At 50.2% G+C, this 11,012-nt stretch carries 7 protein-coding genes; 1 reads left to right on the forward strand and 6 read right to left on the reverse strand.

Features of this window, described 5'->3' with window-relative positions:
* Positions 1 to 91: 91 nt before the first annotated feature.
* Positions 92 to 304, forward strand: a complete 213-nt coding sequence (locus VE954_RS36730) for a transposase domain-containing protein (protein ID WP_324962521.1) — start codon at positions 92 to 94, stop codon at positions 302 to 304.
* A 195-nt stretch (positions 305 to 499) separates the two neighbouring features.
* Here VE954_RS36730 and VE954_RS36735 read toward each other — a convergent pair whose 3' ends face one another.
* From VE954_RS36735 to VE954_RS36760, 6 genes are all read right to left on the reverse strand, one after another.
* Positions 500 to 3,247, reverse strand: coding sequence for an ATP-binding protein (locus VE954_RS36735; protein ID WP_324962522.1), 2,748 nt, complete (start codon positions 3,245 to 3,247; stop codon positions 500 to 502).
* A 731-nt stretch (positions 3,248 to 3,978) separates the two neighbouring features.
* Positions 3,979 to 7,557 (reverse strand): ABC transporter permease/M1 family aminopeptidase, encoded by a 3,579-nt coding sequence (locus VE954_RS36740; protein WP_324962524.1) that lies wholly within the window; start codon positions 7,555 to 7,557, stop codon positions 3,979 to 3,981.
* Between the two features lie 2 nt (positions 7,558 to 7,559).
* Entirely contained in the window at positions 7,560 to 8,435 is an 876-nt protein-coding gene (locus tag VE954_RS36745) for an ABC transporter ATP-binding protein (RefSeq protein ID WP_324962526.1), read from the reverse strand.
* 428 nt (positions 8,436 to 8,863) lie between these two features.
* Positions 8,864 to 9,487 carry a hypothetical protein gene (locus VE954_RS36750; protein WP_324962528.1) on the reverse strand — a complete coding sequence of 208 codons (624 nt, stop codon included), beginning with the start codon at positions 9,485 to 9,487 and terminating at the stop codon, positions 8,864 to 8,866.
* A gap of 14 nt (positions 9,488 to 9,501) precedes the next feature.
* A complete protein-coding gene (locus VE954_RS36755; RefSeq protein WP_324962530.1) occupies positions 9,502 to 10,167 on the reverse strand; it encodes an ABC-2 transporter permease in 666 nt (221 codons plus the stop codon).
* A 2-nt stretch (positions 10,168 to 10,169) separates the two neighbouring features.
* The coding region (locus tag VE954_RS36760) for an ABC transporter ATP-binding protein (protein WP_324962532.1) at positions 10,170 to 11,012 on the reverse strand (843 nt) is incomplete at its 5' end.

Here is an 11,012-nt window from a genome sequence, read left to right on the forward strand (position 1 = left end):
TAAGGATAATCCTTAAGGAGACCTTAAGGACAGACCTCAACTTTTAAGGACAGTCCTCAAGGATACGTTAAGGACACATTGCCTGTCTTTTATGGGACGATTCAAGCTGGGTAAGGGCGATCGCATACGACTTTACATGATCTGTCCCGAGGACTATCTGACCGATATCACGATCAGACTCAATGAAGGTCACCCGATCTCCCGCCTCGATAGCCTTTTGCCCTGGAATTGGCAGGCCGCCCCGCCCGATGATATCGATAGCATCAAAAAATACGTCAGATATAATCGAACTCTCTCAGCTTAGAGCAGAGCTTTACTGAATTTATTGTTCTTTGAAAACTGCATACGCAACGCATACAGTCCTTTCAGGATGGTCAGATTTCTGGGTCTATGTTTAGAATTATTTTCTTTGAATATTGAACTTCCAAAGAAGAGAAATTCATTGAAATTCCTATTTCGTAAAAGCTTCAGACACGATCGGGAAAATATTTTCCAAACGTCAGGATGCGCGCTCGTTTGCTTTATTGGGATTGATAGGCCATCGAGCCGATATCATTGTACCTGACGTATCCGAGACAGGCGCAATTGTGATGGAACCTCCCAATCCTTCTATGGAACAGCGCACGGCCGACAACCCAACACCACGGCCACTCGTCGTCGACAGCTCGGCTGCCGTGGTTACGTTGTCTTGAAACACCAATGCATAGAGCGAGGGAACATCCAGCTCTCCAAGTCCACGTTCCTCTGCGACTTTCTTCAAAGCGTTCAGATTGATGCCCGCCCCGTTATCAGAGAGGGTCAACCGTATCTCTTGATCGACCTCTTCTGCCCGCAGTGTTATGCGGATAGGATTCAGGTTTTGACCGTTGCGCCTTGGGCGCAAAAAGCCATGATCAAGGGCATTGGAGAGCCCGTGAATAAAAAAGCTTTCTACGATTGAGATATCAAGTTCATTCCAATATTGTATCCCGTCCACCAACTGAATCCCTTGCCAGGAAAGTCCCTCTTGCTTTGCTCTTTTCAGGAATTCATCAATAGTCTTCTCCAGGCTGCTGCCCAACCATATCGGCTTATCTTCTGCGGCGTTGGTGAAACTGATAATTTCCATGAAACGCTGATAGTCATTCAAACTGGAGCGCAAGGGAAGATAAACTTCCTTACCTATTTTTTCAGCGTCGCTGGTCCGCAGTCTTGATTCCAAGTCGTGTATTTCCTGGCTGAGTCCGCGGTAGGAAAAGGCCCGCGCCACACCTTTAAGCGTATGCAACCGACCGAGCCCATTCAACCGGCCTTGGTCCGAAGCCAGCCATGACTCAAGTTCAGCAAGGAAACCACGCGCGCGCGGCCCGTGTTCGGCAACAATTTCCTTTAAGGTCTGAGGCAGATTTCGTAAAGCTTTTTCCTGGACGCCGATGGTACTTTCCAACTCACGCTCTTTGCTTACGTCCCGCATGCAAACAAGAATCCTTTGGATTCTTGAATGTTCATCGCAGACGGGTATCCAACGAACATGAAGAATCCGTGCCGCAGTCCCATTGACGATGAATTCACATGGAAGGTTGCCGGCGTTCAGATCCCAAGCTACCAGATCCTCCCCCAGGACCGCCTGAAAGATCTGTCCCATGACACTCAGGTTTTCGCTGCTGATGTTTGTATTTCGCTCGACAAGTTCAGTGAAGTGCATTCCAGCAAAACTGCTTTCCTGCGAAAACAGGTTATGCAAATGCCGGGAGTAATCGACCGAAATGCGGCATCCAGCATTAATTGTCAGCAATCCTTCATCAACGTTGTTCAAAATCACTTCAATTTGAGAGCGGCGCCGATGGGCGATCCGGGATTGCCTCAGCGCATAAATAAGAACAACAAACACAGCGAAAAGGGCCAGAACCAAGCCATAAGTGAATTCCTTGACTTTTTCCGCTTCTCGCAGGAGTTCCGCCTTGAGCTGCAATTCATTTTGCAAATTTGCAGAACGTTCCTGTTCCAATTGCAGACCAACAGCCGCGGCTGCCTTATTGAATTCCTCCTTTTCCCGCTTTTTAGCAATGTCCTTAAAAATCTTTGTGTATGATTCCAATCTGCGTAGGGCTTCCTCCGGACGATTCAGGGCACGCAGGGACTCGTAATGGATGTAGTCAAGGTCGCCGTGGGCGTCCTTATTCTCCAAAGGAAACATTGGTCTGGCTATTTCCACCGCCTGAATGGACTCTTTGAAGCGCCCGCTGTCCCGATATATTTGGGCCGATCTAAGGTAAGCCTTGGCAACCCAGTTGGTCATTCTTATTTGCTTGAACTTTGCGATGGCTTCTTCGATCGTACGCACAGCGTCTGGAAAATTTTTACGCAAGCTAAAGGCCTGGCTTTTCGAGTAAAGGGCCAAGCCCACACCAATGTCAGACTGGGTTTCCTGCGATAATTTCAGCGCCTCCTCTATCGCCGAATCAATCGCAGCAAAGTCTGGCATATTAGCCTGCAGAAGCAGATTGCTACGGGAGTAAGCAAGGATTGCTCTTGAACTTCGAATGCCACAACGCCTCAGTTTATCGATTTGCTGAAAGTTAAGAGTTTTCTCTTCTTCATGCATTTTACGTACGGAAAAACTTGCACCAAGAGCAGTTTTTGTACGATAGTCAACAAGGAGTGAACTTGTCCTGGGATCCTCGTTGAGCTTCAATCCCTCATTAATGAGTGGCATGGATTCATCAAACCATCTCTGTCGAACCATGATAAGTGACGCTGCCCCGAGCATGAAGGAAAGCGATTCCGGATCATTAAACGCACGAAATTTTTCAAGTATTTGATTGAGGTCTTTCAAGTAGACACTGGGGTTGGCACTGACCGTATCCAGGCTATCGAGCTGACTTTCTTCTAAACCTGCATATTCGAGATAGTGCTTGCCATCCAAGGCGATCTTCTTGGCATCTTTTATGTCTTCAGGTGCGAGTCGGCCGACCAGCGCCAGCGCCCAAGCTGCTCTCATCCACAGAATAGGTTCTATTTTCCGGTCTATATCTTTGATCTGTTGTTCAAACCAAGGGATGTGAAGCTCGCTATAGTCAAGAATTGCGTATTCAATAGCGAAGCGGTTCCCAAGGTCGATGGCTGGTTGGCTTTGAGTAGCCTTCTGGATTTCACACTGCTCGAAAACTTTCTCCCAGGGTATCGCAACGGATTCATCAGCGCAAAACAGATTCCAAACCAGCAATAACACTAGTTGGAATACGAGCCCATGTTTCAGACGCTGCATATTCTCGCCTTCCCGAATTTCTCTGCTCACCTTTGCCTAAGTCAGCTATTAAGCTTCACAAAACTTCGGTCAAAATTCGCCCAAGTTTAAGCATATCATACGCACCAGAACAACCCTTACAAATTCCACAAAATTGTTGGATCTCAAGACAGTCTGAGTCCAACAGACGGAAGGGGGCGGCCTGTTCCGTACTCCGGTTGGCGTTGACATTGATATGGCGGAAATTTCCAGAATCCTTAGTGCGCCAAGAAAAGCGGCGCGCATCTCGCGGGTGAAAGTCCCGCAGCGGAAGGGGAAGTCAGCCCCACCGCGTAACGAGTCTTGAGTCCATGGAGGCAACAAAATGGACTAAGCGTAGACAGTGAAGCATTCGAGCCGAAATCCGCAAGGGTGAACGCATTGAACCCCGAAAGAAGTTTGAAGTCCTTAGCCTTTGATTCACGCCCCGGATCATGACGACCGAACCGGGGGCTTGGCCCGCCCCCGGAACCCACCGGCCTGATTCCGCCCATTGCGGCGGAGCAACTGCGCATTGGAGAAGAAACTGCTTCCGGATCACCCGTGGTTTCAGAATCTGAAGCAATGTCGTGAGAACCAGCTCCGCTGGTACAGGGCTGGTTGGTCGTGTTTCACGAAGGAGTCGAGCCAGCCCTACGTATTTTGCAGGGCTGGCTCTGGTCGATTGAAAGCGAGTGTTGTCTTGCCTGTTAACTTACCACTGCACCCATCGTTCACTCAAAACTGATTGGCTTTCGATTATCCCGAGCCACGCGATCGATCATCTTGTTATAGGGATCGACGCCCACCTCGAAAGGCTTGTCTTTCACAGTCACAGTCAGAACCCTTTCATCCTTTGAGATCAGGCGCTTTTCCGTCCAGAGCACCATTTCATCCTCTTCCTTGCCGGACGGACCACGGGCAAAGACGGCGAGTTCCACCGGCTCATCGTAAACCCTGGGGGATTCGACCCCCTTGCCATCCGCCTCCATCTTGGAGAGGTGGAGTTTGAAGGTGACATCCCATTGCCCATCGTCGCGCTGTTTGGCCGTCGCTTCCGTTACGCGGTTATCGTAAAACACGATTTTTTCAAAGAGATCAGTAATCAAATCCTGTTTGTCAGCTGGAGCCTCGGCGCGAATGTATTCGAGGAGTTCTTTTGAAGTCGTGAAGGGAGGCTCTTGAAATCCCTTATCCTGGAGATATCGTTTCAGCGCCCTATTCAAAGGCACCTCGCCAATCTCATCGCGCAGGCGATAAAAGACCAGGCTGCCCTTGCGATAGTGGATATACTGCTGTGCTTCCACGCGATAGAGGGGCTGCTCGGCAATTTCCTCCCCACCGCGTCCACTCAGATAGCGGTCGAGTTCATAGCGTAGAAAACGCCGCATTTTTTCGCGACCATATTCCTTCTCCATGACCATCATGGCCGCGTACTGGGACAAGGATTCCATTAAAAGCGTCGATCCCTGGACACCGGCGCCGATGACTTGATGCCCCCACCATTGGTGGGCCATTTCATGAGCCGTAATATAGAATACATAGTCCACATCATCCTTATTACGCAGGTCAGCAATAAAACCGATGCCTTCCGAGTATGGGATGGTATTGGCGAAAGACTGCGCGAAGCTAGCATAAGCGGGAAACTCCAGGATTCTTACCTGGCGATGCTGATAGGGGGTGAATTCGCGCGTGTAGTAATCGAGCGATTTTTTCGTGCTTTCGATCATGCGATCGACGTTGTACGGATGTTTCTTATCGTAATAGACTTCAATGGGGATGCCATTCCAATCGCTTTTTTTCACTTCCCAGCGGGCCGAGAGATAAGCGTAGAAGTTCATCATGGGCCGATCCATTTTATAATGGAAATAACGGCGTCCATTTTCCTCCCAGGTTCTTTGCAGGTAGCCCGGAGCCATCGCGATCTGGTCGGCACTGGTGGAGACAGTGGTTTCAAAGTCGACCCAATCCGCCTCGGAACTCATGACGCTGTGGGCGCGTGCAGGCTCGTCTTCCAGTTTTGCCATGCGTTCGGGTTCACCCAACCCCCGTTTTCGACGTTCCGTACGCTGCTGCAGCTCCGCTCCAGCGTTGTAGCCAAAGCGCGGGAAATAAGTGGCATTATTGAAGAAAGTCCCGTTCAGGTTCACGCTGTCCGCGGCCCCGGAATTGGTGAAGCCCCGGCTGGTGATGTTCACCTTAAAATTAAGATCGAGCTTATCGCCAGGTGCCAGGGCCTGGTTGAGCTTGATGATTTTGAAGCCAAAGTCCGCGTCGTCGACCACAACCTCATGGGCTGGCAGTGCATCCCAGGTGGTTTCCACCTGTTCGTTGACCTGCATAATGAGACGGTCAAGGGGCTGGGTGGTTTTATTCTGCAGGATGTAATGCCCTCGGATCAAAACGCGCCGTTCGGCCGGAAAGATGTCGACGTTCGCATTCACGGCTGTGATTTTAGGATGCGGTGCACCCTTGTACTGTCGATAAAGCTTTTCGTACTGAGCCGTCCGATCCATGGCAACATCACCTGCACGGTAGCTGTTCAGAATGTTGGTGTTGTAGAATATCCAAACACCCGTTCCCATAAACCCCAGCGCGCACAGGATCAAGGCGATGCCGGACGAACCTATGAGCCGATGTTGGGCCAAGCGCACCCGGGTCTTCCATTCCTGGGAGAGACCACGGACCCAGAACGCCTGGGCCAGGATCATGAGTCCACCTGTGAATAGACTCCAGTAAAGCAGGAACCACGACCAACCTTTCCAAAAATGCCCGTAGCCGTTCATATCGGAATAGGGGAGAGGCGGAAGACTTGCAGGTGTGTAGAGATTGTGATCGAAATGCATGGTGCTCAGAACAATCTGCGCGACCATGAACAGAATCATCAATAGATAACCGATGAACTTATTGTTGGTGAAGATCTGCAGGGATAAAGCCCAGAGCCCTGATAGTACAAAGGGTAGGGCTCCCACCAGGCTGCCTTTGATATAAACGTCCACTTCGATCGGAGCGCCACCGCGAATCAGCTGATAGATGATACCGGAGAGTACGCCTACCGAGAGAAACGCCAGAATCACGGCACCTAGAGCCCCACACTTGGCCAATAGAGGTGCCCAGTTTGGAATGGGCATGGCGTCTGTAACGTCGGCTATTTTAGCCTGCCGTTCTTTAAAAATGAGTTCGCCCGCAAAGAACGTTACAATGATGATCAGCATGAAATTAAACGTACCCGTCAGAGTCTCAAGCATGGAGCGCGCCACGGGATAGGTGTCGGTTCCGTAAGTGCGACCAGACTGGGATACGCTGGCGAAAAAATTCATAATCGCGAAGAGAAGCATGACTAAAAAGGGCACGCTTTTCAGCACCGCCTTGGTATCAAAACGGAGGATGCTCCAGCACTGAACCCAGGGTGTCACCGCAGTGGGTGTCGGCTGAATCGATCTGATGTTGACAGTTGGGGCGACTTCGCTAACAGGCGCCTTCTTGGATTTTCCAAAAAGACGCCGACCTGTGCCGGCACGCTGGGGTTTGAAGAGCATGAGCGTTGCCAAGGTCAGAGCCAACGCAATCGCGCTCCACAGAACCCGGTTCGCCAGGATAAAGCCAGCTATCGGTGGCAGGAGGCTATTCGCATCAGCTGTCGAGAAATAGCGAACTGCTCGTCCAAAGGCCTGCATCCCGAACGGGTCGATGAGAGCTGCAAGCCATTCATTGTTGATATCGCGTGTTAAAGTATTGGCAACGATCCAAAGAACGAAAAATGCCACGATGCCCACGTAAACAAGAAGCATGGAGCGTGTTGTGGCCGCGAGCAGCATCAAGAGCGTGCCGACAAAGAGAAGGTTCGGCAGTACAAAGAGGGCAAAGCCAACCAGAAAAGGCTGCAGCGAAAAAGGACCCACACGATCGGGTTCCACCCAGGGCATATAAGGCCCGATCATCAAACCCATGGCAACCATGGCAAAAATAAAAAGACATGCCGTCAAACCCGCAAGAAAACGCCCTAGCAGGTAATCATGCTTGCGCATCGGAGTCGCGAATATCATGTCCGACATGCCGAGCTCCGCATCGCGAAGGACCGGACCGGCGATAAAAATCGTCACGACAAACATGGAGATCACGGTAAAGACACCAAGAAACCGAACGATGACCATCGGTGCATTCCGATTGATTTGCCCAATGGAACCACCCACTTGGATCACGTCGCTCGAGGCTGCCCCAAAGGCCATCGCCCCCAAGGCCAGAGCAACCACCCAGAGCAGAGGCTGGCGGAGCTGATAGCGAAGATCGAATTTAAAAAATTCAAACCACATGCTCACACTCCCCTTGCGGCGCGGAGCTGCAGAAAATAGACATCTTCAAGATCCGGCTCGACCTGCACAAATCCGTCGGTAAGCGGCAACTCAGAGAAAACATTGATCTGCGGATGGCCAGCTACAAGGCGTGTTGAGAGCACGGTGTAACGGCTCTGATAGTCCGTGAGCTCGGCCTTCGCGATGCGCTTCCGCCAGACTCTATTGCGAAGTCCTTCGATCGCTGCCTGAGGCTCGCCTTGGATCAGGACACGGCCCTTGCTGATCATGGCCATCCGAGGGCAAAGATCAGTCACGTCCTCAACAATATGCGTCGACAGGATCACAACCACCTGCTCGCCGATTTCTGCCAGAAGGTTCAGAAAGCGGTTGCGTTCGTCCGGGTCGAGACCCGCTGTCGGCTCATCGACGATCACGAGTTTAGGCGAACCAAGCAGCGCCTGGGCTATCCCAAAGCGCTGGCGCATCCCACCTGAATAGGTGCCGAGACCACGCTTACGAGCTTCCCATAGATTGGTTTGGCGCAGAAGGCCTTCCACGGCTTCCTTACGTTCTGAGCGTTGCGTCAGACCTTTAAGGACAGCGAAATGATGAAGCAAATCCTCGGCACTGACTTTGGGATAGACGCCGAAATCCTGCGGGAGGTAGCCGAGCTTGCGGCGGAGCTCTTCTTTGTGCCGCAGAACGTCCAGTCCGTTGAATTCAATGCGTCCGCTATCGGGCTCCTGCAGCGTGGCAATCGTTCGCATGAGGGAAGATTTGCCGGCTCCATTGGGCCCCAGAAGGCCGAAGAGGCCATTCGGAATGTCGAGGCTTACATTATTGATGGCATGGACGCCATTTGAATAGGTTTTGTTCAGCTGTTGAATGGAAAGCATGAAGGGCTGGCTCCTTGGTTGTTCGCAAAGCCTGTAAGATGCGTCGTTGCTGGTTTCGACTATATCGTTCTATGATAAAATGTCAATGAAGCCCCATGGCGGCTTTGCTGTATTATTACTTGTAATGCATGCGGAAAGGTTACACGGTGGACATCGCAGCTGCCCCTATCAAAAGTCTTTTTTTGAATCGCGAACCCGTGGATTGGCAGCCCAATATTCTGAAAAGACAATCACTCCATATACAATAATAATTTGAGCTACGAATCCGAGCAAAAAGAGGTTCATGCTGATACTCCTGAAAAGTCAGCTATCAGTAGCTATGTTTTTGCCAACGAGATGAATCTGAGATGCGCTTGATGCAACGAAATAAAGACTGGGCGAATATAATATCTAGAATCGTCTATCCTGGTGCCCTGGTCTGACCATCGTTAGACCTTCTTTAGAAAAAACCACATCTCGCACTGAATGAGGACGGCTGCCAACACCATCATCGTAACGAGCACAGGTGCCTGTAGGAAAAATGCTATATCAGATAATTCTGCGAAAAATGTGAAAGCAACAAAAGCGCAGAACACGACCGATAGAGTCACGATGGATTCGCTGCTTATGAAATTCGATAGAAAATGAACAATGCTGAGCAGTATCAGGCCCGCCAACGAACCTATGATCGCCATATGCAGAAGAACGCCCAATCCTTCTGTCTGCGAAAAGCTGAGTATGGCAGCAAATATTGGCAAGGCGAGCAGCGCAGGCACTATGGCTGGGGCATAGCGAAAAACCGTAATGTCCTTCAGAGAGACAGGCAGACACTTTATTGTCTTGAGTCGTCTACGCCAGCCAGAGTCGCTTCCGTCAAACGCAAGAGTAAGACCGCTGAAGAGAGTTGCAAAATAGATCAGAGTCATGCCTTCAGGTGCAAGAATGATAGCCTTTTTGTGAGAAGCGCCGTGCAAGGAGGAAATAAGCGGAACAAGAAGAATAGGCATAAGCACAGAATACAGAGAATACTTAAGCTTTTCGTTTTTGATGTCCGTGAGGAGTATCTTAAGCATGTATGAAGCTCCGATCAAACAAAGGTTTTTTTGCGGTGGAACTGTATGAAATTTACAGTTATCACCAGGAAGGCAGAGGCGGCGTAGAATGGTAAAAAATTCACGGCCTCGGGCCCTTGAATCCTGGTGTCGCCTGGCTGAATAGTTTGCAAGTGCGCATGCGTTAGACTGTTAGTAGCCAACATGATAAAGAGCAGTAAAAAAAATGCGTTTACGCTAACGCGGCTTTTATGCCAAGCGTCGCAACAAATGTTATAGAGCCCAAATAAAGCCAATGACAGAAAAGCAGCGCCCATGAACGAGTCGATCGGATTCTTCTCAACTTCCGTGCCATAGATCTGTTGAATCAGCCATGCGATCAGGCCCCCGAGTACGATGAGGCATGTCAGTAAAAGAAGTATTCCAAGATATCTATGAATAAAGACGGACGTGCGGGATATCGGCAAGGCCATCAGTACGACATCAGGTCTTTTTCTGTTTATCAGAAAAGCACCGGCTGCGCATGTCACCGTCCAGAAGATGGCCCAATAAACGGCAATACCTATCTTAACAGCCGTTTGATCCTGAAGGCTGCCATCCAAAACATGACTGTTCCCCAACTTCCCCATGACAAGGAAAAGTACGAATAGTCCCGACAGCCAGAAGACTGCCTGCCTGAGATCTGCCATGATCAATCGCACGTTCATACCTTTGTCCCCTGCAGAATATGAATCGTTATCTCTTCTAAACTGATCCGGTTGGACTCAAGCACTTCGATCTGATGACGTTTCAGCCAATCCAAAGTCAGCCCGACTTCAGCAGTCGTGACAAGATGAAGAGGGCCTTCGTGCGCCTGTTTGATAACACCCGGGATAGAGGTGACCGGCTGGACGGATCGAAAGGATATCTTTCGCCAGTCATTCATAAGATCATCCTTTGCGACCTTCTTCATGAGCAGCCCGGCTTTGATAAAAGCCAGGTGATCAGCGATCGCAGAAACATCGGCCAGTGTATGGGTCGATATCAGGAGTGAATGGTCTCCAGTTCGCAGCAAGTCACCAAGGATGTCCAAAGTTTCGGCGCGCACAATAGGGTCCAAACCCGAGGTGGGTTCGTCCATGATCATAAGCTTGGGTCTATGACTCAAAGCTACCACAAGGCATAGCTGAGCTCTTTCCCCCACAGAAAGAATCTTGGGCTTTTTGCCTGGATCAAGCTGCAGACGCTTGAGTATGTTTCGCGAAAAGTCAGGATCCCAGTTTTCATAAAATGAGGCAAAGAATTTCAAGTTCTCTTCGATAGAAAGATTCTCGTAGAAGGCTTGATTGCTCAGGATGAATCCGATGTTGTTTTTCCAATTGGCCAGGACCGGATGAGCGGCTTCTCCGCAGACTTCAACCGACCCACCTTGCCTTTTATGAAGTCCAAGAATGCAGTTGATCGTTGTGCTTTTACCTGCGCCGTTGGGGCCAATGAAACCGACCGCAAGGCCCTGCTCAATCTCAAGATCAATGGGACCAAGTTTGAATTTACCAGCGGCAGCCGT

Source organism: Oligoflexus sp. (assembly GCF_035638955.1).
Classification (GTDB): domain Bacteria; phylum Bdellovibrionota_B; class Oligoflexia; order Oligoflexales; family Oligoflexaceae; genus Oligoflexus.

What these genes read in the sequence shown, in the direction of transcription:
- VE954_RS36730 (WP_324962521.1), top strand. Translation starts at nt 92, where the DNA reads ATGGGACGATTCAAGCTGGGTAAGGGCGATCGCATACGACTTTACATG.
- VE954_RS36735 (WP_324962522.1), bottom strand. Translation starts at nt 3,247, where the DNA reads ATGCAGCGTCTGAAACATGGGCTCGTATTCCAACTAGTGTTATTGCTG.
- VE954_RS36740 (WP_324962524.1), bottom strand. Translation starts at nt 7,557, where the DNA reads ATGTGGTTTGAATTTTTTAAATTCGATCTTCGCTATCAGCTCCGCCAG.
- VE954_RS36745 (WP_324962526.1), bottom strand. Translation starts at nt 8,435, where the DNA reads ATGCTTTCCATTCAACAGCTGAACAAAACCTATTCAAATGGCGTCCAT.
- VE954_RS36750 (WP_324962528.1), bottom strand. Translation starts at nt 9,487, where the DNA reads ATGCTTAAGATACTCCTCACGGACATCAAAAACGAAAAGCTTAAGTAT.